At 48.3% G+C, this 23,183-nt stretch carries 21 protein-coding genes; 8 read left to right on the forward strand and 13 right to left on the reverse strand.

Going from position 1 to position 23,183, the window contains the following annotated elements; translation table 11 throughout:
* Positions 1–174: 174 nt before the first annotated feature.
* The 4 genes from AB6805_RS21835 to AB6805_RS21850 are packed head-to-tail and all read right to left on the reverse strand — an operon-like array spanning position 175 to position 6,185.
* Complete coding sequence (locus AB6805_RS21835; RefSeq protein ID WP_370911567.1) at positions 175–2,124, reverse strand: LTA synthase family protein; 1,950 nt, start codon at positions 2,122–2,124, stop codon at positions 175–177.
* A gap of 52 nt (positions 2,125–2,176) precedes the next feature.
* Positions 2,177–4,171: a TonB-dependent receptor plug domain-containing protein gene (locus AB6805_RS21840; RefSeq protein ID WP_370911568.1), complete on the reverse strand. Its 1,995-nt coding sequence runs from the start codon at positions 4,169–4,171 to the stop codon at positions 2,177–2,179.
* A gap of 57 nt (positions 4,172–4,228) precedes the next feature.
* Positions 4,229–5,491, reverse strand: coding sequence for a sensor histidine kinase (locus AB6805_RS21845; protein ID WP_370911569.1), 1,263 nt, complete (start codon positions 5,489–5,491; stop codon positions 4,229–4,231).
* 22 nt (positions 5,492–5,513) lie between these two features.
* Entirely contained in the window at positions 5,514–6,185 is a 672-nt protein-coding gene (locus AB6805_RS21850; protein ID WP_370911570.1) for a response regulator transcription factor, read from the reverse strand.
* A 155-nt stretch (positions 6,186–6,340) separates the two neighbouring features.
* Here AB6805_RS21850 and AB6805_RS21855 point away from each other — a divergent pair, with 155 nt between their 5' ends.
* Positions 6,341–6,730 carry a hypothetical protein gene (locus tag AB6805_RS21855; RefSeq protein WP_370911571.1) on the forward strand — a complete coding sequence of 130 codons (390 nt, stop codon included), beginning with the start codon at positions 6,341–6,343 and terminating at the stop codon, positions 6,728–6,730.
* A 93-nt stretch (positions 6,731–6,823) separates the two neighbouring features.
* Here the strand turns inward: AB6805_RS21855 and AB6805_RS21860 are convergent, their stop codons facing one another.
* A complete protein-coding gene (locus tag AB6805_RS21860; protein WP_370911572.1) occupies positions 6,824–8,089 on the reverse strand; it encodes a glycoside hydrolase family 71/99-like protein in 1,266 nt (421 codons plus the stop codon).
* A gap of 325 nt (positions 8,090–8,414) precedes the next feature.
* On the opposite strand from AB6805_RS21860, the gene AB6805_RS21865 reads away from it, so the two are divergent.
* Positions 8,415–9,236 carry a ThuA domain-containing protein gene (locus AB6805_RS21865; RefSeq protein WP_370911573.1) on the forward strand — a complete coding sequence of 274 codons (822 nt, stop codon included), beginning with the start codon at positions 8,415–8,417 and terminating at the stop codon, positions 9,234–9,236.
* 87 nt (positions 9,237–9,323) lie between these two features.
* The gene (locus AB6805_RS21870; RefSeq protein WP_370911574.1) at positions 9,324–10,442 is read left to right on the forward strand and encodes a redoxin family protein; all 1,119 of its coding nucleotides are present in this window, start codon (positions 9,324–9,326) and stop codon (positions 10,440–10,442) included.
* Here the strand turns inward: AB6805_RS21870 and AB6805_RS21875 are convergent.
* The 8 genes from AB6805_RS21875 to AB6805_RS21910 all read right to left on the reverse strand — a co-directional run bounded on the left by AB6805_RS21875 (position 10,401) and on the right by AB6805_RS21910 (position 18,856).
* Complete coding sequence (locus AB6805_RS21875) at positions 10,401–11,537, reverse strand: serine hydrolase domain-containing protein (RefSeq protein WP_370911575.1); 1,137 nt, start codon at positions 11,535–11,537, stop codon at positions 10,401–10,403. The two genes, AB6805_RS21870 and AB6805_RS21875, sit on opposite strands and share 42 nt — an antisense overlap.
* A gap of 4 nt (positions 11,538–11,541) precedes the next feature.
* On the reverse strand, positions 11,542–12,339 hold the full coding sequence (locus AB6805_RS21880; RefSeq protein WP_370911576.1) for a PhzF family phenazine biosynthesis protein: 798 nt from the start codon (positions 12,337–12,339) through the stop codon (positions 11,542–11,544).
* A gap of 5 nt (positions 12,340–12,344) precedes the next feature.
* On the reverse strand, positions 12,345–13,553 hold the full coding sequence (locus AB6805_RS21885) for an MFS transporter (RefSeq protein ID WP_370911577.1): 1,209 nt from the start codon (positions 13,551–13,553) through the stop codon (positions 12,345–12,347).
* Positions 13,554–13,624: 71 nt separating this feature from the next.
* On the reverse strand, positions 13,625–14,209 hold the full coding sequence (locus AB6805_RS21890; RefSeq protein ID WP_370911578.1) for a TetR/AcrR family transcriptional regulator: 585 nt from the start codon (positions 14,207–14,209) through the stop codon (positions 13,625–13,627).
* Between the two features lie 115 nt (positions 14,210–14,324).
* A complete protein-coding gene (locus AB6805_RS21895; protein WP_079468513.1) occupies positions 14,325–14,537 on the reverse strand; it encodes a hypothetical protein in 213 nt (70 codons plus the stop codon).
* Positions 14,538–14,582: 45 nt separating this feature from the next.
* Entirely contained in the window at positions 14,583–16,346 is a 1,764-nt protein-coding gene (locus AB6805_RS21900; protein WP_370911579.1) for an ABC transporter ATP-binding protein, read from the reverse strand.
* On the reverse strand, positions 16,330–18,072 hold the full coding sequence (locus tag AB6805_RS21905; RefSeq protein WP_370911580.1) for an ABC transporter ATP-binding protein: 1,743 nt from the start codon (positions 18,070–18,072) through the stop codon (positions 16,330–16,332). The genes AB6805_RS21900 and AB6805_RS21905 overlap by 17 nt, the downstream gene beginning before the upstream one ends.
* A 217-nt stretch (positions 18,073–18,289) precedes the next feature.
* Entirely contained in the window at positions 18,290–18,856 is a 567-nt protein-coding gene (locus AB6805_RS21910) for an NADPH-dependent FMN reductase (protein ID WP_370911581.1), read from the reverse strand.
* Positions 18,857–19,134: 278 nt separating this feature from the next.
* Here AB6805_RS21910 and AB6805_RS21915 point away from each other — a divergent pair, with 278 nt between their 5' ends.
* From AB6805_RS21915 to AB6805_RS21935, 5 genes are all read left to right on the forward strand, one after another.
* Entirely contained in the window at positions 19,135–19,764 is a 630-nt protein-coding gene (locus AB6805_RS21915; RefSeq protein ID WP_370911582.1) for a helix-turn-helix transcriptional regulator, read from the forward strand.
* Between the two features lie 15 nt (positions 19,765–19,779).
* Positions 19,780–20,226, forward strand: a complete 447-nt coding sequence (locus AB6805_RS21920; RefSeq protein WP_370911583.1) for an AAA family ATPase — start codon at positions 19,780–19,782, stop codon at positions 20,224–20,226.
* Positions 20,216–20,974 carry a tRNA(His) guanylyltransferase Thg1 family protein gene (locus AB6805_RS21925; protein WP_370911584.1) on the forward strand — a complete coding sequence of 253 codons (759 nt, stop codon included), beginning with the start codon at positions 20,216–20,218 and terminating at the stop codon, positions 20,972–20,974. Before AB6805_RS21920 ends, AB6805_RS21925 begins: the two co-directional genes overlap by 11 nt.
* Positions 20,975–21,070: 96 nt before the next feature.
* A complete protein-coding gene (locus tag AB6805_RS21930; RefSeq protein ID WP_370911585.1) occupies positions 21,071–21,706 on the forward strand; it encodes an RNA polymerase sigma factor in 636 nt (211 codons plus the stop codon).
* Between the two features lie 80 nt (positions 21,707–21,786).
* Positions 21,787–22,974 carry a FecR family protein gene (locus AB6805_RS21935; RefSeq protein ID WP_370911586.1) on the forward strand — a complete coding sequence of 396 codons (1,188 nt, stop codon included), beginning with the start codon at positions 21,787–21,789 and terminating at the stop codon, positions 22,972–22,974.
* Positions 22,975–23,183: the final 209 nt, after the last annotated feature.

The following is a 23,183-nucleotide window of genomic DNA, read 5'->3' on the forward strand; positions in this document are numbered from 1 at the left end:
GTTTTAATATTCGGTGTTAAAAAGAGGCCAGATTATGAAACCGGTGTAGTTATATTGTTATCGTCAGGATTATACCGGGGGAATAAATTTAGGGAATTAACCGGAGAAACGAACAAGGAATATTGTCATAAGCGGAGGGAATGGCCAAAAGGCGTTCCCTCCGCCGAGGTATTGTTATTTTGCCATGCCGCCGTTTTTAAACAGGGCATAAGCAGTTTGATAGTTGGCAATACTGTTTTTGAGGAGTGCACTGTCCATTGCCGTGGCATGTTGTTCATTGCGCTCTTTGTTCCAGCTGAAGCATTGTGCTTTTTGCTGCGGACTGAGGATCAGCAGTTTACCGGGCTCCAGGTAACCCAGTTTTTGATAGGTACTTACCATGGCACGGGGCTGGTATCCCGGTTCCAGTACGTTTTCTCCGTAAAACTTGCTGTTGTAAGACCAGTGCAGCATGCCCAGGAGGGTAGGGTAAATATCTATCTGGGAGCACATGGCACTGATTTCCTGCGGCGCTACACCCGGAACATTGTACAGGATACAGGGGATATGATATTTACTGATCTCTATTTCATTTTTACCGGCGCTGCTGGCGCAGTGGTCGGCCACAAAAATGATCACGGTATTTTTAAACCAGGGCTTGGTGCGGATCTTTTTCAGGAACTGCCCGATGGCGTAGTCGGTATACTTTACAGCGCCTTCACGGCTGCTGCCGGAAGGGATGTCTATTTTGCCGGAAGGATAGGTGAAAGGCCGGTGATTGGAGGTGGTCATCACGAAATCGTAGAACAGCTTGCCGGCCGCATATTTCTGATCGGCGCTTTTAATAGCTGCAGCATAGATGTCTTCATCACATACGCCCCAGGCATTTTCGAACTGTACGGCGCTGTCAGGAATATTTGTGCGGGTAGTGGTGATATGATCATCCACCAGTTTATGACGGAGCCGGTCGGTAATATCATAGCCGTTGTTCCCAAAGTACTTGTTCATGTTATCGAAGTAGCCGTCGCCGCCATAAAAGAAGGTGCTTTCATAACCCTGCTGCTCAAATAACTGGCCCACGGAAAAAAGTTGTTCATTCTTTTTCCGGCGAACAATGCTTTGCCCGGGGGTAGGTGGCACCGCCAATGTGAGCGCTTCCATTCCTCTTACCGTACGGGTGCCGGTCGCATACATATTGGTAAATAGGATACCTTCTTTGGCAATACTGTCCAGCACAGGCGTGATATGACCGGTGTTACCAAAGCGGTCCATGAAATCGGCGCTGAAGCTTTCAATGGTGACCATGATCACATTGGGTGCAACACGTGTACCCGTATCCGTTATACTCCTGTAAATATTGTTACCGGCAGTCAGGTAATGGCTGTCGGGCGATTGCAGCAAGGTGCGCATCCGGCTGAAGGCGGTGTTATCATCTTCCAGCAAATAATATTTATCGTAAGCCAGCTCATTATTCAGGTAGGCGGAAATAAATGAATACACACCTGCTTTGGATAACTCCTGTGCATACCGGTTTTTGCTTTTTTCGGCCCAGGTGTTATTGATGAAGAAAATGTGCAGGAGCATCAGCCCGGCCAGCCCGGCAAAGATGAGCAGCCGTTTCCCGAAAGGGGTGTGCGACTGGAAACTGTTGCGGAAAATACCTCTGCGGGACATTACCCAGGTGATGAGGGCGGTGAATAATAATACGCCGCCAATCAGCAATGGTAAAGGGTACGACTGGTTAATATTACTGATTACTTCATAGGTATAAATGAGGTAGTCCACCGCAATAAAATCAAAGCGCCCGGAGTATTCGCCCCAGAAGGTTAATTCTGCAAAAAAGGAAAATACAAGGATCACCAATGCCAGGAAAAAGCCGGTGTAAGTGAATATCCGGTTAAACAGCGTGTTATTGAGCCGTTGCGGCAGCAGCAGCAGGTAAAGGGCATAACCGATGGTAAAAAACAAAGCTACTCCGGTATCATATATCAGCCCTTTGCCATAAATGGCTGGTAAATGAGATAAGCGCAGCCCGGATTGGGGGAAAGCCCATACCAGCAACGCAGTTCTAACGAGGAACGACAGGATCAGGAGTACGGCGCCAAAGCCCAGGAGCACCGCGTACCTGTTTTTGATGAATTTCATAGTGTACAGAAAATTAAAGACCGCGAAGTTACACTCTTCCTAATAAATTTAACTATAAATTAACTTTCAATGACATATTGATGATTCTTCCATCTATAGGCCCCCATAATTGAGCAAATTCCGGGTGCGTAATGGTGCCGGTATATAAGGGTGTGTTCTTGCCTTGTCTTGCGTCAAAAATGTTCTCCCCGTTGAGTACCAGGGTAACGTGTTCCCCTAACTGCCGGGAAACCATCGCAGCCCAGAACCAGTAGTCGGGTGTTTTTTGATTGTGATCGTCGTACTGATGGCCTATCCGGCTGTTTTCAATGCCGAAGCGCCATTTGCCTTCGATGTTGTAAGCCAGCGTGCCGGCAAATTTGTCCTGTGGCGCAAACGCGACATTGGTATGGGCAGCATCGTTGTAACGGGATACGGTGTGGTTGTAACCCAGGTACAGTTCCAGGTGATCCAGTTCAAAGCGGAGGTAGGTATCTGTACCGAGACTATTTACGGCATAAGGCATATTCTGCAAGAGGTACATCCCCTGGCTACCGGGTTGCAGCACCGGCAGGATAGGATCTTTGATATGGGTGTAATAGAGCGCCTGGTTCAGGGTCATGTCTACCTTACCTAAACTGGTATGGTAGTTCCCATCAAAGTTAATCCCCTGGCTGCTTTCCGACTTTATACCCGCGCTGAGTGGCAGCAGGTAGCGGTAGCCGATGGTTTGGGTCTGCGTGGTGAAAACAGCCGGTGATTTATAACCCGTGCCTGAACTCAGCCGGATGGACAGGTCATCCACCGGTTTGTATACAAACGCCAGCCGTGGTAGAATGTACCATCCGAATTCATTGTGATGGTCTGCGCGCAGCCCGGCTTCTGCCATCAGCTGATCCGTGATCCGGAAGCCATCCTGTATAAAGGCGCCCACTGTGTTATACTGGTAGTTGCCGAGTAATGTGCTGTCGCCTTTGGCGCGGTGATATATTTCGCCGGTATTATTGATGCCGGCTACCCAGTTGTGCCGGCCGCTTGTTTTGTGGTAGGCTGCTTCTGCATAAGTGCTGGTTTGATTTCCCAGCAGCGTAAAAGTTTCTACGTTGTTTTGCAGGTGAAAGAAGCTGCCGGCTCCTTTTATTGTCAGCGTGCCGCCGCCCAGGTTTTTCCGGGTGAACTGCAGCTCTGCGCTGTGTCTTTCGCTGTTATTGGCTTCCGTATACTGGTGGATGCCGGCGGGCGCATGATCCAGTACCTGCATATCGCCGCCTTCGCGTTTTTCGATGGTACCGGTATAGCCGGCTACCAATGTGGTTTGCGGATTGAGGTACCAGAAGAAGCGGGGGTGAAGCAGGTATTGACGCAGGCGCGGCACATCGCTGAAGCCATCTTTATTTACATCGCTGGCGTTTTGTGTGGTAACGCCGGCAAAGAGGGTGACACCGGTTTTGCCGTATTTTTCTGCATAGTAAGCGTTTATGTTGGTTTCTTTCAGCGTACTACGATTAACCAGCACCGTTAGTTCGGGTTTACTGCCGGGCGTTTTGGCAATGAAGTTGATGATCCCGGCAATAGCGCCGCCGCCATAGAGGGTGGAAACAGATCCCTTTATGATTTCCACCTGTTTAAGATCTAATGGCGGAATGGACAGTACACCGAAGTTGCCGCTCAATCCTTCGTATACCGGTACACCGTCACGCAGCAGCTGGGTGTATTTGCCGTCCAGTCCCTGCATGCGGATGGCATTGTTACCGCTCACCGCAGAGGTATTCTGAATATGGATTACCGACAGGTCGCCGAGGATACTGGCCACGTTACCCGGTTTTATGCCGCTCTCTTCCATCATATCTTCTTTGCCAAGTACTTCTACTTTCATGGGCAGGTCTTCAATGCGGCGGTTATCCCGGGTAGAAGAAATCACTACTTCTTCCAGGTCGGATACTTTGCTGATGGTGGTATCTTTCGCCGGTTGCTGTGTGGTATCTTTAACGGAAACGGGTACACGATTTTGTGCGGTTACAATGCCTGTCGTGCTCAGTAAAATGATAGCCAGTATTACGTGTTTCATATGCTCCTTTATACTGCAAAGAAAAACATGGAATCTGGAGCAAATCTGAACGGTGGGTTATAGGCTTACACGGAAAGTATGCTGGCCGTTTGCATAATAGTAGGTAAGATGGAAATGATATGAGTCTGCCATTTTTTTAACAATGGCCAGTCCCAGTCCGTTGGAATTAGTGTAGCCGTTGTTGTGTTTTTTGAAGCGCTGAAATAGCACATTGGCGGGTATTTCAGGCAGATGGCTGGTATTGGTAATAGTGAACGCCTCGGGTGTTAACTGAATAGTGATGCTGCCTTGCGGATAATTATATTTGATGGCGTTTCCGAGCAGGTTGCTGACCAGTATATCGGTGAGTGCAGGATGCAGCGGCCATGGTGCGGTAGCGGTTATTTCTTTATGGATGTGCAGTTCTTTCTCTTTGATCAGTTCTTCAAAAAGCAGCAGGTATTTTTCAACAACGGTGCAAAGGTCCGGCTGTTCTGTCAGCGGGTATTGCTGGTTTTCTATTTTGGCCAGCAGCAACAGGTTGTGATTGAGGCGCGACAGGCGTTGCAGCTCATCATAGCTGGTGAGGATGCTGTTTAGTTGTGTTTCAGAGAGGGTATCGTCCTGCAGCAATAATTCCAGTTTGCTTTGGGCAATAGCAAGGGGTGTTTGCATTTCGTGGGCTGCATCTTCCGTTAACTCTTTTATACTGGTGTAATCGTTGTGAATACGGCTGGTCATGGCGCTGAGGGCGGTATTCAGCCGGTTAAATTCATGGGTGGCAGCTGGTTCAAAAACGGTGCCGTCCAGTTTGTTCAGTTGCAGCTTTTGTATTTTGTCGAGCGACCGGTAAAACGGTTTCCAGATGCTTTTGCTGATCAGCCAGTTGGAGAGCAATGCAAACAGGAGTAAACCGCCAAAAGCCGCCAGCATTACATGAATGATGTTTTTTACCAGGTCATCTTTTTCTATCAGTGATTTACGGAGTACCAGTTCATAATTTTTGTTATGCAAACGGATTACCTGCGATAGTTGCCGGAAAGGAGCGTAGGTATTTTCCGGTTCCTGGTAAATGTTTACGCCTTTCAGGTGATGTGTTTGCTGCGCTGCGTCATTTGTAGGATGCAGGTTAAATTCCGGTGTTTTGATACTGAAAACCGGGTTGTTCACGCTGGCGGTATCAAGATACCGCATCCACTGGAGTTTGTCATTCACCAGTTCCTCATCTGTTTCATACTTTATCTCCTGATTGAATTCCGTATACAGGTAAAAAGCGCCTGCGGTAAACACCGGGAGCATGATCAGTAAAAAGTATAGGGTTGTTTTTGTCAGCAGTTTCATGTGCGCAATCTTTTAAGGGATGTTATCCGAAGCGGTAACCGGTTCCGTATACTGTTTTGATATAATCTTCGCCGCCTGCTTCCAGCATTTTTTTCCGGAGATTTTTAATATGGGTATAGATAAAATCATAGGAGCCTGCCTGGTCGTATTCATCGCCCCAGAGATGTCCTGCCAGGGCGGATTTGGTGACTACCCGGTGTTGATTGGCAATAAAATACAGCAGCAGTTGGTATTCTTTCCCGGTGAGGGTAAGGGATTTATGATGAACCAGCACTGTTTTGGAGGCGGGTTTTATGGTAATTTCCTGGAAGTTGACGGTGGTATTGCCGTCAAAGTTTTTCCGGCGTAAGATGGCATTTACCCGGGCATTGAGTTCTGAAAGATGAAATGGTTTGGTGAGATAGTCATCTGCACCGAGTTCAAGGCCGTTAAGTTTATCTTCCAGGGAGTCTTTGGCAGAAATGATAATGATGCCGGCTTTGGACTCCAGCAGTTTCAGTTCCTTTACCACCTCCAGGCCGCTGCCTTTGGGCAGGCCGATGTCTGCCACGATGCAGTCGTAGTCAAATTCATTGACCTTGTCAATGGCCTGTGGAAAATCTGCCGCCAGTTCACAGATATATCCCTGGTGTTCCAGGTATTCCTGTATACTGGCCCTGAGAGCCGGTTCATCTTCTATAATCAGCACTTTCATAGGCTAAAAGTAGGCATAATTCCTAAAGGAATTCTGTAGCAGTATTCCGCAATCCCATACCGGGATTTCATCATTTTTTGGCAGGAATGAAAACTATGTACTCCTGTATTTCGTAAATACAATACCGATATCAAACCATTCATTCAGGCATTCTTATGAGTACTTATTTTAAAATGATGGCAGATAGGCTATTACTGAAAAAGTTGCCGGAAGCAGCCATCACACAGCGAAAAGTTTCAGATGATGACACGAGGGAGTTGTGTGCCCTGATGGACCATATTCCCAATGCGAAATCAGTGGCAGCAATGTACCGTCAGATGATGAGAACGGGCCGGCTCACAGAGCGTTATACCAGCGGGGATCCTGGCAGGAGGTGGCTCGAAGTGGAGCAAATTGTGCTGGACCGGAACGAGAGAAAGAAAGAAAACAAACGCCGGCTCCTATGGATGATGGTGGTTTTCATCACCGTGGGCATTGCTTCGTATTTCGGAGGCGTTTATTTGCTCGCAAAAGGAAAGCACCTGGCGGTCCAGGTATGGAGATAAAATATATATTTTATACACTTATAATATGGCTGAATAAAAACGTCCCGGCAGTACTGTACTGCCGGGACGTTTTTATTCAGCCCGTTTCCGGTATTATTTTCTTTCAGGCATCTTTACACTCAATGGCTTTTCGTTGCGCAACATGCTGGCGGCTTCGCCGGTTAGCCAGAGATAATGATCTGAAGGCTTCCCGTCGAAATTAATAAACGGCGTGGTGCTGCTTACGGGAGGCTGATCGCTTCCCTTAAATATGGCAGTGGCTTCATTTACTTCATCAAACATTGCTACGTACAGCATGCTGGCACCTGCGGTTAAGGCGGTGGAAATTTGCTGCCAGTAAAAACGTCCGCCCTGGCGGGGAATAGAGCCTACGGGTTTTATATCGTCCGGGAATTCATAACGACTGAGGTTGTGCCAGCTAAAGCCGGGATATACGCAGGGTACATATTCCAGGTGGTTGGCGCGGCACCAGGCCAGGTCGTCGATGAGGTTATCGCGGTAGCGGTCCATATCGTTGTGAAGCAGCGGGGAATACCGTTGTACCGTCCAGGGCAGCACCAGGTCGGCCTGTTTGATGATGGTGTGCAGGTAAGGATCCGGGAGGCAGTCGGCGTTCAAAGTACGCCAGGCAGTGGGTACGCCCAGCATAATGGCACAGCCGCCATACACCGGGTCATTTTTCAGGAAATCGATGAGCCTTTCCAGGCCAATATTACGGAGATTATACGGGCGGTCAGGAAAGCCAATTCCCCAGATGGCTACCACCGGTTTGCCGTTTTGCTGCAAATAAGTTTTGGCGCCGGGCTGGTTGGTTACTTTCAGTTGATCCACCAGGTATTTCCAGTCTTCAATAATAGCGGAGCAATCTTCCCCTGTGGCGCTTAACCCGGAAAGGTCGTACATCACGGCGATGGCCCTTTTATATTTGGAAGCTGCTGCGAAGGCGTTTTTCAGGATAACGGAAGAGACGCTGTCGCGGCGTTTGGCATTATTAAAAAAGCGTTGCATGAAAACGCCGTCAACCCCATAGTGCTGCATCCATTTGAAGTGAATGTCCACGGTGCTTTTGTCGTAGGAGCTGAAAAAACGGGCGGGCTGGCCGTTGGCGAGCTTAAAAGGTGTGGCGTATGTTTTCTCATATTCGCTTACGTCCGGCCACATGTCTATTCCACTGCGGGTTTCATCGCCATAGGAAAAGCGCCGGGCGCCGGAGCCATCACCTTCTGCGCGGAACCATCCCTGGTAGCCGGCCATCACCAATCCATGATAAGTTGGGTACTGTGATTCCCTGCTGTGTTTCAATTGTGCCTGGGCGGTTATGCTCAGCAGGAGAAGGAAAGCTAGTAAAATACGCTTCATATATATGCTGTTTGTTATTAACGTGGAACCTGCTTTTAAAAAGAGGAGAACCCGGCTTGCCCGGATTCTCCAAAGGTTTTGCATTCACCTTAGTTGTGTATCCCGGTGATGTTCCCCGGAATAAGATGCAAGTAAAGCGGGAAGGACTAACAGGAGCGTTAACAAAGCATTAATTGCGGGCATTAATGGCCTATTTACCGGATTAATTTCCGGAAACGGGCAAATTGACGAGGAGGAATCGCGGTATTTAGCAGTACCTTTTATTTTTCGCCGAACAGCATGGCAGAATAATATTTATCTTTCTGTATACGCAACCCAATGTTTTATGCCCGTAAAAACAAACAGATTACTATTCCGCGTTGTTACTGTATGGCTGCTGATGATTTTTGCAAATGATGCAAGCGGCGCCCGGGATATTTGTGGTGGAGGGGTCATTTCAGATACCAACCGCAGCAAGCCTGCCTTTGCAGCATTGGTGCTGTATGAAGGCGGTGGCCACCATGTGGCGTTTTCAAAAGCAGCCAGGGTTTGGCTGGACAGCCTCGCGGCGAAGAAACATTTTGCCGTTACGTATATCAACAACACCGAGGTAATTAATGATGACTACTTAAAGCAGTTCCGGCTTTTTATCCAGCTCGACTATCCGCCTTATGGATGGAAACCAGCGGCAGCAGCGGCGTTTGAGCGATATATTCAAGAGGGCCGGGGCGGATGGATCGGGTTACATCACGCCACCCTGCTCGGTGAATTCGACGGCTTTCCTATGTGGGATTGGTTTTCGGCATTTATGGGCGGCATCCGGTTTACAAACTATATTCCTGAGTTTGCCAACGGGAAGGTAATCGTGGAAGATAAAAAGCACCCGGTGATGAAGGGCATTACATCTCCCTTTATTATTAATAAAGAAGAATGGTATACCTACAATAAAAGCCCCCGCCCGCAGGTGCATGTACTGGCCAGTGTGGATGAAAGCTCCTATGTTCCTGCTTCTGACAGGAAGATGGGCGATCATCCGGTGGTATGGACCAATGAACATTATAAAGCCAGGAACATCTATATTTTTATGGGGCATGGCCCCGGGTTGCTGGACAACCCGGCATACCTGCAACTGTTTGAGAACGCTATTTTCTGGGCAGCCGGTAAATAGCAGGATGTGGAAGTTTTAGTAACTTTAAATGCTGCGTAGGAAGAGCCCTCCTTTGGGTGAGTTATAAGAAAAAATAAACCATATAAAATGGAGAAAAAATTTCTTATCAGCCGTATGCTGTATTGTTTGCTCCTGCTGCCGTTGTTTTTAAACGCACAGCCACTTCCCATTGGCGCGGCTGCACCGGATTTTACCCTGCCGGCTACAGACGGGAAAAACTATTCCCTGTCTTCTTTTTCCAGGGCGAAGGTACTGGCCGTGGTTTTTACCTGTAATCATTGTCCTACTGCGCAGGCGTATGAAGACAGGATAAAACAACTCACTTCCGACTATGCCGGTAAAGGCGTGGAGCTGGTGGCGATTATGCCCAACAACGCGGAGGGGTTGCGGTATGATGAGCTGGGCTACACAGATCTTGGGGATTCGTTCGACGATATGAAACAGCGTGCAAAAGACAAGCAGTTCAACTTTCCCTATTTGTATGATGGCGACAGTGAAATAGTTTCACGGGCCTATGGTCCTATCGCTACGCCGCACATTTTCATTTTTGATACAGACAGGAAGCTGCGTTACCAGGGAAGGATCGATGATATGGAGAATCCTGCAAAGAAGCCAGGATCGATGGATGCGCGGAATGCTATTGATGCATTGTTGCAACAGCGGGAAGTGCCGGTAGTGGTTACTAAAGTATTTGGTTGTTCTGTGAAGTGGAAAGATAAGAGCGGCAGCGTGGAAAAAGCAACGCAGGCCTGGGCGAAAGAACCGGTAAGCCTGGATACCGTGTCGGTGGACGGCATTAAGGAGCTGCTGAAAAATACTTCTTCCAATCTGCGGCTTATTAATATCTGGGCTACGTGGTGCGTGCCTTGTGTGGCGGAGTTCCCGGAGTTTATTATCCTGGCCAAAACATTCAGTGAGCGTGATTTTGAGTTTGTAAGTGTGAGTGCAGATGAACCGGAGAAGAAAGATAAGGTATTACAGTTTTTACAGAAGAAGCATTCTTCCGGGAAAAATTATCTCTTCAGTGGAAAAAGTAAATATGAGTTGATTGAAGCTGTTGACCCCAAATGGCAGGGCGCATTACCGTATACAATTTTAGTGGAGCCGGGTGGAAAGATCGTATATGCGCAACAGGGAGAAATTGATCCGGTGGCGCTTCGGAAGTTAATCTTTCATAACCGCATGATCGGCCCCATGTTTAAATAGATCGGTGTCCGGCCATTTTGTGGCGGGGTCGTTTACTGCTTTCCACAGCAATCCATCCAGGTCGTTGAAGAAGCTGCTGTCGGTACGCGTGTTGCAAAGCATCACCCAGTTGAATCCTTTTTGTGCGCGTATTACTTCGCTGGCAGTGCCGGGCAGGGAGCCCGAGTGCCACCAGTTGTGGTAGGGATTTACGGCCCATCCCAGGGCGTAACCGGGATTGGCTTCCGAACCGGTGGTCATAGCAGTGATAGACTTTGCCGTGAGTATATCCGGAGGTAATGCAAATCCATCTACGTGAACGAGCAGGCGTGCAAGGTCGGCAGCGCTGGCTATCCATCCTCCATGCGCATCCATACGGGTAATGTTGTAAATGTATGGTTGTTCGCCATGCTGGCCGTAGTATACTACCTCATTTGGTTTCCGCTCCGCCAGGGTATTGCCGCCTGTTTGCATCGCTGTAATACCGCAGGGTAGCAGCACTGCTTTCTTTACATACGCTTCATACGGCATACCGGATACTTTTTCAATGATACGGCCGAGGATACAGTACCCGAAATTGGAATAGGCGTATACTGTTCCGGGAATGTTGTCCAGTGGCTGATGATCAATAGTCCATGAAATCAGCTGGGCGGCGCTCATGTGCGGATGGCTGAACATGGGATCGGTACCGTTGTTGGTCCAGCCGCCGGAGGTATGTTCAAGCAACTGCCGTACCGTGATCTTTTTCAGGTCTTCCCGGTAGGGCGGTGTGCCGTAAGCCGTGCCTAATAAAGCATTGGGCCCAAATACATGGTCGTTCAGTGAGAGCTTTTTTGCTTCTGCCAATTTTAATATAGCCGTAGCCGTTATACATTTGGATACGCTGGCAATGCGGAACAGGTGTTGGGAATTTACCGGGATATGTTGTGTGGTATCTGCATAACCATAGTTGCCGGTATATACCAGTTTGCCTTTGTAAGTTACTGCAACCGCCATTCCGGGTACGTGGTAGCGATCCATGAAAGCAAGTACGGTGCTGTCTATTTGCGGGAGGGATTGTGCGGCAGCGGTATTCACTGCCAGCAGGTATAACAGCAGTATACGGGTATATCTCATAAAATTAAGGTACAAAAATATTTCCTTCCAGGTAAGTCTTGCAGGTACCGCCTATCAATACGCGTTCGCCGGCATCCACGCAGTAGAGCTTTCCTGTTCTGGGGGATACCTGCAGGGCAATCATTTCTTTCTTATCCAGTTGCCGGCTCCAGAAGGGGATGAGTGAGCAATGTGCAGAGCCGGTAACGGGGTCTTCAAAGATACTGGCCTGTGGCGTGAAGAAGCGTGATACAAAGTCCACCTGCTTTCCTTTTGCCGTAACAATAATGCCGCCGGGGTCGAGGTTGATCTGGTCAAGGATGGCTTTATCCGGATGCAGGTTGCGGACAATTTCCTCATCGTGATACACGAGGATATAGTCCCTTGCTTTCAGCACTTCCATGGGGTATGCGCCCATTCCTTTGAGTATTTCCGGAGGAAGGGATGCGGGTACTGCGGGTCTTGACGGAAAGTTAAGGGTGAGCAGATCGTTGTTTTTGGAAACGGTAAGCGGTCCACTTTGCGTATGAAAAGTGAGTTGGTGCATATCCCATCCGAGGTGATTGAACAGCACATGTGCGCTGGCCAGTGTGGCATGTCCGCAGAGGTCCATTTCTATTTCGGGCGTGAACCACCGGAGCTCGTAGTGGCCCTGTTGACCGGTGGGAATAAAGAATGCGGTTTCGGGCAGGAAATTTTCCGCCGCAATTTTCTGCAGGGTATCTGTTGGCAGCCATGCTTCCAGGAGACATACTGCTGCGGGGTTTCCGCCGAACAGTTCATTGGTGAAAGCATCTACCTGGTAAATGGGTATATGCGGCATGGAAATCAGCTTTGGTGTTGTACTGTAAAGGTATTGCTTTTTTGAGCGTGTATCTTCCGGGGGAGGGTGCATGTCCAGAAGAGCAATCCTGCGGCGCTGACAGCGGCACCGAGTATGCATACGGCCGTCCACCCGGCGAGGGCATATACCGTAGTGGCGGCAATGCTTCCCGCTCCGCTGCCGATGGAATAGAAAAGCATGTAGCCGGCTACCATGCGGTTGCGTGACTCCGGCCTGATGCTGTACAGCATACTTTGGTTGGTAACATGCACCGCCTGGATGGCCAGGTCCAGCAGGATGATACCGGCAATAAGTGCGGTCAGCGAGTGTGTGGCAAAACCCAGCGGGAGCCATGAAACCAGCAGTAATAACAAGGCGGCGCCGGTGGTGCGTTGGCCGTGGCCACGGTCTGCCAGTTTACCTGCATGGGCGGCGCCCAATGCACCTGCCACCCCGATTAAACCAAACATGCCAATCGTGGTAGCCGGAAAGGAATACGGTGGCGCGCTAAGTGGCAGTACCAGCGACGACCACAACACGCTGAAGGCTGCGAAGATGAAGAAGGCAATAATAGCGCGTACCCGTAGAATGGGTTCTTCCAGGAATAACCGGAATACAGACAGCAGCAATTGCGGATAGGAGGTATTGGCTTTCTGCGGGTCGTGAACGGGCAATACGCGGTAAAGGACACCGGCGGTGAGGAGCATTAGTGCAGCGGAAAAAAAGTATACCGACCGCCAACCGGCGATGTCTGCAAGTGCGCCTGAAACGGTGCGCGCGAGCAGGATACCCAGTACTACGCCGCTGGTCACCAAACCCACCATGCGCCCTCTTTCCGCCGGGGCGGCCAATGTGGCGGCATAGGCCACCAGCGTTTGCGTAACCACTGCCAGGAATCCTACGGCTGCAATGCCGCCCAGGAAAGGCAGTTTGGCCGGCGACCATGCTACGGTGAGCAATGCTGCCACGGCCAGTAGCAGTTGGGTTACAATCAGTTTGCGGCGGTTGAACAGATCGCCCAGCGGCAGTAACAGGAGAAGCCCGAGCGCATATCCTGTTTGGGTAATGGTAACAATGATGCCCAGTGAGCGGGATGGAATATGAAGATCGTTTCCCATTGTGTTCAGCAAAGGCTGTGCATAATAAACATTGGCAACGGCGAGGCCGCACGCTACCGCAAAAAGCAGCGCGGTAAACCGGGTGAATTTTTCCATGAGTGAAGTATGTATTTTGTACTTTATAGTACAAAATTGATCAGAAAAAAAGGAGATACGATGTCTCCTGGTTAACCAAGTATTTTTAATTGTGTTTCTATCAGTTCGGAGAGGGCTTCGTTATCCGGGTAAATCCGCCGGGTAATACCAAGTCCGTTCCAGTTATTGAGTAGCAGGCGGGCCAGCAGTGGGGGCGGCAGTTTGGAGTGCAGGGTGCCTTTTTGTTTGCCGCGCAGCAGTGCATCCAGGAATAATGCTTCCAGTCCCTGCAGGTGAGTGGCGGCCCTTTTCATCATAGGGTTTTCTACGTTTGAAAGCTCTGCTACTGCGTTGCCAAAGATGCAACCTTTCTGATGCCTGGTTTTGGTGCTTTGTGCCACCCTGCGGAAAAATTCCCGGATGTAATCCACGGGATCCACAGCGGCGTCCAGTTCTCTTCTGAACTGTGCAATCGCCTGATCACTATGTTGCGCCAGCGCCTTTTCATACAGCTCTTTTTTACCTCCTTTAAAAGCCAGGTAAAAGCTGCCCTTACCTATGCCCATAGCAGCGAGCAGGTCTTCCGTGGAAGTAGCCTCATATCCCTGGCGCCAGAAGATTTCAGCTGCTTTGCTGAGTACTTCCCCGTCGTCAAATATTTTCGGTCTGCCTGACATATCTCTCTCTTTTACATGCCAAAGATATATTCTTTACCAAATAGTACAAAATTTTTCCGGCATAAAAAAACCTGCGGAATACGCAGGTTAATCTTTTGTGTGGAAAATATACCGGCTAGTGATGCGGAGTTTGTGGGTGAAGCAGCTGAAACAATTCTCTTTGCAGATCATCATTATGAAGATTGTTTAACTGCTCCGTTGAAATTTCGTAAAAGGCAGTTTTCTTGCCTAATACGCCTATCACAAACGTGTGTCCGGCCTGCACCGGTTCTGCGGTCTGGGGGTGTTTTTTTGATAGTGTTACCACTACATCTTTGAATTTTGACATGTAGTGAATATAGCAAAAATTCCGGATTTTGGGTAAAATCACGGATCAGCTCATCCTTACCCCATGCAGTAATTTTTCCATTGCATTTTGTAAAGACCCCGCCCGCGTGACTTCTCCCGAATTCACAAAAAAGATCTCATCGGCGTTTTCAATGGTATTCAACCGGTGCGCAATGATTACCCGCGTGGTATTTTCCGGCAGCTTTTCCAGGATTTCTCCCAGCAACTGTTCGGTAACCGTATCAATATTGGCGGTGGCCTCATCCAGGATAAGGAGATCGGGTTTACGCAGTACTGCCCGCATAAAAGCAATCAGTTGTTTTTGCCCAAGGCTCACACCATCTCCGCCGGAAAGCACTTTTGTTTCCAACCCGTTTTCAAAAATGGCCAGCAACTTTTCCAGGTTGGCTTCCCTGATCACTTCCGTCAGCTGTTCGTTGGAGAAATCTTTATACGCCGGGTTGCCGTACAGGATGTTTTCTTTCACGGTGCCGGTAAACAGGAAAGGTTCCTGCAAAATGAAACCTATTTTCCGGGAACGTTCATCGGCATCATAACTGCGGATATCCCTTCCATTCAGTAATACCATCCCCTGCGTAGGATCATACAAACGCGCAATGAGTGATGCCGTGGTGGTTTTGCCGCCGCCGGTTGGTCCTACTAAAGCATAGGTTTTCCCTTTCTCCAGCGACAGGCTGATGTTATGTAATATTTCCCTGCCTTCGGGGTAACCAAAATGTACATTCCGGAACTCCAGTAACGCTGACGAGTCGCTGTAATCCTCGCCGGCATTCAGGGTAACAAGATCCGTTTCCAGTCCGAGTATTTCGGAGATCCGGTCCCAGCCAGCCATCGCCACCTGGAAGTTGGCCCACAATGTAGCAAGTTGCCGTAACGGATTATAGAAATAAGTAGCATACGCCAGGTAACTAACGAGCAGGCCTATACTAAATTCTCCCTGGGTGATCAGGTAGATGCCGCCGGTTAATACCAGCAATTGTGCGATACTGGCGCACATAGCGTAAAAAGGCAGGAACACGTTGTTGGCAAGCCCCGTACCAATGGCGCTCCGGTAGTTTTTTTCATTGGCATCCTGGAAGCGCTGACGGAAATAATCGCGGCGGTTGAAGGCTACAATTACTTTGAAGTTGCTGAGACTTTCCTGAATTTCCGCGCTCATATTACCTACTGTTTTCAGGTTGGCCGCATTTTTTCTTTTTACCCAGGGAGATAATATCCTGGTAAAGATGAGGATCAGCAAACCGGGCGCCAGTGCGGCAATGCCGATCTTGTAATTGATGATCAGCAGGAAGATACCGGCGCCGATCATAGTAGAAATGTTACCAATAAACTGCATCAGCGATTGTGAAAAAAACTGGTTGAGTTTATCCGTATCATTATTTACGCGGGAAATAAGGTCGCCTGCTTTATTCTGGTTAAAGAAGGCTACGGGCAGTTGCTGTATCTTACTAAAAATAGCATTCCGGAGGGTAAATAACGTACGCTGACCAACACCGCCCATGAGCTTTGTCTGGAAGTAACTGGTGAACAGCGCCGTCAGGTAAATGCCCAGCAGGATGCCTGAAAAGATCAGTACGCCGTGGTATTGCTTATGCTGCACATAATGATCGATGGTATAACCTATTAAGAAGGGACCCAGCAGGTTGAGTATAGAATTCAGCAGGATGGCGGTTAGCGCCACTGCCAGGTTTCTTCTTTCGTGGGAAATCAGCTTCAGCAAATTCCTGAATGCGGAGTAGTTGGATATCTTCTGCTCCTTCTCCGTAAACTTATTAAGATTGTAATTCATAGTTGCTGGTGCTTTGTTGGGAATTAAAGATCTGCACGTACTCGGGGCTGGTATGGAGAAGTTCTTCATGTCCGCCCGTGGCGATAATTTCGCCCTGCATGAGCAGGATGATCTGATCGTAATGCGTTACTGAAGAAATTTTCTGTGTTACAGACAGGAGTGTGATGCCCGGGTATTCCACCTGTACGTTTGCCAGGATCTTCTTTTCTGTATTGGTATCTACGCGGGCGGTGAAATCATCCAGCAGCAGTATCTTCGGGTTAATGGCCAGCGCGCGCGCCAGCATGATACGTTGTTTTTGTCCGCCGGAAAGACTGGCGCCTCTTTCTGAAACAATAGTATCCAGTTTTTCGGGGAGCGCTTCGGTAAATTCTTTCAGCTCCGCAGTATGCAACGCTTTTTCCATGGCCGCTTCCGTAACGGTTTCGTTGAATGCAATATTTTCCCGGACGCTCATATTAAAGATGATACTGTCCTGGAATACAAAGCCCACCTGGCTGTGAAAGGATTCGCTGTTATAATCCGCTACGGGGCGCCCGTCTACCAGCACTGTGCCGGAGGTAGGTTTGATTAACCCTGTGAGCAGGTAAAGCAGCTGCGTTTTACCGGCAGCAGTAGGCCCGATGATGGCTACTTTTGATCCGGCTTTTATGGAGAAGGAAATATCTTTGAGCACTGGTTTCTGACCGTAGTTAACGTTCACCTGCTGAAATTCAATATCTCCCTTAACAGGCGCCGTCAGAGAACCTGCGGGCATAATGTCGGGCATATTGATCACAGCGCTGATCCTTTGATAGGAGGCAGTGGCCTGCGCAATAATATTGCTCATAAAACCGATGACCAGTATCGGAAAGATCAGAAGGGCAAGATAACTGCTGAACGCCGCAAAATCGCCCAGGCTCATACTGCCGGTGATAACGAAATGCCCGCCCAGCGCCAGGATGATCAGGTTGGCAATGCCGGCGGTAAAGGTAATCACCGGGATCAGTCCCGCGAAAAGTTTTATGATGGATAATCCGAAGTCCATCGCTTTACCGTTGGCGTCCAGGAATTTCTGGTATTCCAGTTGCTGCGAGTTGATCACACGGATCAGCGCTGCACCGAGTATACTTTCATTGATCACTTTATTCAGCCAGTCCATTACTTCCCGGCTCTTGATGAACAGGGATCTCACTTTACGCAGTACCAGGAAAAAGGTAATGCCTATTACCGGCAGCGTGGCAATCACTGCCAGTGCCAGTTCCCAGTTGATGGTCAGCAGCAGGATGCTGGCGCCTATAATAATAAATAAGGAAGATACCAGTGAAACGATGGCCTGGGAAACAAACAGCTTGATGGAATCCACATCGGCAATCAGGTTGGTGAGAAGCCGCGAGGGGTTGGCCTGTTCCACCCATGCGTAACTCTGACCGGATACTTTATCCGATATTTTGGTGCGCAGGTTACGCGCCACTTTTTCAGACACATAGGTTTGTATGATGTTCTGCAGATAGGTAAACACCAAAATGATGATGACCGCCACCATAAATTTTATGACCAGCGTATTCAGCTGGAAGGTGCCATGTTCGTAGCTGTCGATACCGTTTCCGATAATTTTGGGCAACCACAGGTTGAGGCCATTGCTCACCAGTGTAAACAGGATCAGCAGGCTAACCATACCCATATATGGTTGCAGGAGACTGAATACACCGGCTTCTTTCTTTTTACTACCCTCTTCTTGTTTCATTTTTAACTGGTATGTTTAGCAGGATGCGGCTTTAAAGGTTTCCACATGAGGACGGATCCGCTCCGCAAATATTGTATAAATATCTCAACAAGATATTGTTTTTTTAGCGGTTTGGGGAACGCATTCAGGTGAGATATCCGGAGAAGGAGTAGAGGTGGAGAAGGAAAGAAGAACCAGCGCAGGTCCCTGCCCGTTGGGAGATGCGCTGGCCTTTGATTTAAATAGTGACAGCCGCCTTCTTTTTTTCGTAGATGGCGCTGGCCAGCCAATAAAATTCATCCATGAACCTGGCTGCTGATTTGAGGGTATGTTCGCTGGTAAGGTCGTGTGTATCATTGAATGCGCCGTACACTTCCGGCACCAGCAGTTTTACCGGCAGTGCGTAAGCGCCTACGCTGAGGATCACCTGTTGCAGTTGTGTAGCTGCGTTGATACCGCCCAGTTTTCCTGCACTAACGGTAACAATACCGATGGCTTTCCTGGAAAATTCGCTGTAAAAATAATCCAGGGCATTTTTCAGTACGCCGGAAAAACTGCCGTGGTATTCCGGTGTAACAAATATCAGGGCGTCTGCGGCGTGCAGGCGCTGACTCAGTTCTTTTACCACCTGCGGCAGCTGGGGATGTACGCCTACCCGTTCTTCCAGCATGGGCAGCGGGTTTTCGGCCAGGTCTATGAGATCGGTTTCCAATCCCCTGCCCTCTAATTGCTTTTGCAGGTAGTGGGCAATTTTCTGTGATTGCCTGCCCTGCCGGATGCTTCCGATTAATATGGCTATTCTCATTGTTTTTTATTTTTTGTGAAGACATGCAGCTACCTGCACTGAAAGTGATATTTCAGCCGTAACCGGTTATTGCATTGTTTGGTTGTTACCAGCCGGAGGGCCCTGCCGGCTGGCATATAGGAGCGCAGTATGCCGCTTTTTCATACCTGTGTTTGCGCACCGCACAGGTATAAAACCCGCGGAAATCTATGCCCGCGTTGCGTATCCAACTAGTCGTTTTCTTTATGGAACAAAGATAGTATCTTTGCTTAATAAACCAAATAAACACTTTGTTTATTATGAATAATAACTTTGCCGATAATGAGCGGGCGGTATGGATACTGAAAACACAAGGGCCACAACCCCTGTGCAAGTTGGCAGAGGAGCTGAAAGTAACGATGGAGGGCGCGCGGTTTCAGTTGCTCAAACTGGCAAATGAGGGATTAGTGCAGGCCACCACCGAAGCCAAAGGCAGGGGCAGACCCAAACAGATCTGGTCGCTTACGGAGGCGGGCAATTCACGTTTCCCCGACCGGCACCAGGACCTGGCATTGCGGCTCCTGTGTAATATGAATAAAACACTCCCCACCGGTGTGATGGACGAAGTGCTCGACGCCACGGCTCAAAGCACCCTCGAAAAATACCAGGAAGAGCTGAAAGGCATCACCAGCCTGGAAAGCCGTGTGAGTATATTAGCGGATATCCGTAACCGTGAAGGATACATGGCAGAATATATCAACGAAGGAAACAGTTATCTCCTCGTGGAAAATCATTGTCCCATTCAGGCCGCTGCCAGCTGCTGCAGCCGCTTCTGCCAGTCGGAACACGAGATGTTTGCACGGATACTGGGAAAGCATGCGAAAGTGGAGCGGCTGGAACATATACTGGGAGGGCAGCGGAGATGTGTATACAGGATCACGGGGAAATGACAATTACTTATATCTATGGAAGCAGTTATTTTTTGTGGCATTCAGGCTACGGGGAAAACATCTTTTTACAAACAAAAATTTTTTGAGACACACATGCGGATTTCGATGGATATGCTGCATACCCGTAATAAGGAGCGTCTCTTTTTAGAAACCTGTTTCTCTATACAACAGCCTTTCGTGGTTGATAATACCAATCCTTCCAAAGCGGAGCGGGAAAAATATATCCATCTTGCCAGACAATATAAGTATAAGGTGACCGGTTATTACTTTCAATCGGTATTGTCGGCTGCTGTTCAGCGTAATAGTGGCCGTACGGGCAAGGCCAATGTCCCGGAAGCCGGCATCCGTGGCACTTACAGGAGATTGGAATTGCCATCTGCGGAAGAAGGATTTGATGAACTGTTTTTTGTAGCATTACAGGATGGTGAGTTTATAATTAAAGCCTGGAATAATGAAATTTGATGATCTTGATGTAAAAATGCGGGCATTTGAAACGGCCCAGGACAGGCAGATATTGCCTGAAATGTATATGGTAGCCAGGATTGACGGCCGCGGGTTTACCCGACTGACCAAAGAAACACATCCGTTTGAAGCCCCATTTGATGAGCGTTTCAGAGATTATATGATCGCTACTACCGAACATCTCATGAGTTGCGGGTTTAAAGTGATCTACGGCTATACCCAAAGTGATGAAATTTCACTGCTGTTCGATTTTAATGAAAGCGCATTTTCGCGGAAGTACCGGAAATATATTTCTATCCTCGCAGGCGAAGCCAGTGCCAGATTTTCAACCCTGTTGGGCGACGTCGCAGCATTTGACTGCCGTATCTGCGAATTGCCCAATGAAGGATTGGTGATTGATTATTTCCGCTGGAGAAATGAAGATGCACATAGAAATGCCCTGAACGCGCACTGTTACTGGCGTTTACGGCAGGAAGGATTGAACAGGCTGGAGGCAACTAAACGCATAGAGAAACTAAGTACAGCTGAAAAAAACGAACTGCTTTTTTCATTCGGTATCAACTTCAATGATTTACCACTTTGGCAGAAAAGAGGCACCGGTATTTACTGGTCTGAAACAGAGAAAGAAGGGTTTGATGTGAAGCAGCAGACCACTGTAACTGTAAAAAGGAAGCAATTGCAAAGAAATATGGAATTGCCTATGAAAGACGACTACAGCCATTTCATCAAAAGTATTATAGGGGCTTGAACCGGGTTTAGCCCTATATTTTCCCCCTATCCATAAATAAATCAGCTTTTATCGGTATTTTTATACCGATAAATCATCGTTTATATTGCCAGGAGGGTGTTTCCAGGGATGATAGAGGAGTATTCAAACAAGGAGCATATTTTACTGCAAAAGTTCGCTGGTGGAGAACAATCCGCTTTCCAATTCATATTTAACCAGCATTACAAAGCATTATGTTATTTTGCCTTTACCATTGTCGCGGACGCACAGGAGGCGGAAGACCTCGTGCAGGAAACCTTTTCGAAGCTCTGGGATAAACGAGGCAACTTCAAATCTGCCGCCAACATAAAAGCCTTTCTTTTTATTGCCACCAAAAATGCCTGCCTCAATTTTTTGAAAAGCAGGGAGCGGCTTAATGTAAAGGAAAAGGAATTTTCTTATTTACAGGAAGAACAGGTCACCACGGAAATAGCCGGATTTGATCCGGTACTCACGGAAACGGAAATCATTCAGCAGCTGTACCGGGAAATAGAACATCTGCCCACCCAATGCCGGCGGATTTTTAAGATGAGCTATCTCGAAGGAAGAAAGAATGAAGAAATAGCCACCTCCCTGCAAATCTCCTACAATACGGTGAGGGCGCAAAAGCTCCGGGCGCTTAAACTTATCAGGAGCAGCCTTATTAAAAAGAACATACTGCCTTTACTGGGCATCTATATTACCCTTCTCAAATATTATTATAATTATTACTGATCCTGTTAGCCCGTAAAATTTTTTTCAGATTTATTTAATCGAAAGTAGTTTTTTATTGTTTCTATAGTAAAAGAGGTGAGTTGGAAATAGATCAAAACAGTGAAACAAATCCATTATTGCAGCGGATAGCCTGGCTGGTAGGCCGTTACCAGCAGGGTGCACTGACAGCCGCCGAAGCCGAAGAGCTGCGGACCTGGTGTGATGTCTCCGCGGAGAACCGTCTTTTTTTTGAACAGATGACCGATCCGGATATACTCCGTGATAAATTGCTGCAATACGAGAAATTTGATGTTACTGCCGGCTGGAACACTTTCAGTGCAAAGCATTTCCCGGTAAAAGATAAGGTGCCGGTACGCCCGTTGTATCGCTGGTGGACCGCTGCTGCGGCTGTTTTGCTGTTATTGGGTGCAGGCTTATATTTTCTTCGCCCTTCCGCCCCGCCTGCCCCGGTAGCGGCCCTTTCCACCACGTCTATTCAGCCCGGTACCAGCAAAGCCACGTTAACACTGGCAGATGGTTCGGTAGTACCGCTGGATAGCAACGGTAACCGCGTGATCACACAACAGGGCGCCCTTATTCACCTGAATAATGGTCAGCTGCAATACAACGCGCAGGATTATACTGCACAAACCACGCTGAACACACTGGCTACGCCAAGAGGCGGACAATTCCGTCTCACGCTGCCGGATGGTACCAGGGTGTGGCTGAATGCAGCTTCCGCAATTACTTTCCCCACTGCCTTCCAGCAAGGGAAAAGGGAAGTGGAGATAAAAGGAGAAGTTTATTTTGAAGTGGCTGCCATGGCGAAAATGCCTTTTCAGGTAAAAGTGGGCCACCAAACCAACATAGAAGTATTAGGCACCAGTTTTAATATCAACGCCTATACAGATGAACCAGGCATCAAAACGACCCTTATACAAGGAGCCGTAAAAGTAAATGCAGGCAACAATTCCAGGGTATTATTACCCGGTCAGCAGGCATTGGTAAAAAGTCCTGGAAATATCGATATCGTAGCGCATGCAGATACGGCTGCGATACTGGCCTGGAAAAAGGAAGAATTTAATTTCCGCGATGCAGACATCCCCACCGTGATGCGTCAGCTGGCCAGATGGTATGATGTAACAATTGTTTATGCAGGTAATATCCCTGCCCGCCGGTTCCAGGGAGAAATTCAACGTAACCTGCCACTGTCGGATGTTTTGGAAGGACTGCAAAGTACCGGTATCCATTTCCGCCTGCAGGGACGCAGCATTATCGTGGAACCATAATGGGTTTATTTTTTAGCTATTGTCAACTGAACATTTATGCACCACCAACTTCAGAGATTGTAATGCGACTATACGGATAAAAAAACCGGAGGTGATTGGACCCACCCCCGGCGAATATGTCCGGATGATAGTAGCACTAAGCTTGTACATACTTGAATACTGATTATCCATCCTAACAAATGCAAATCTATGCAATTGAATTATTATGG

This window comes from Chitinophaga sp. RCC_12 (assembly GCF_041360695.1).
Taxonomy (GTDB): Bacteria; Bacteroidota; Bacteroidia; order Chitinophagales; family Chitinophagaceae; genus Chitinophaga.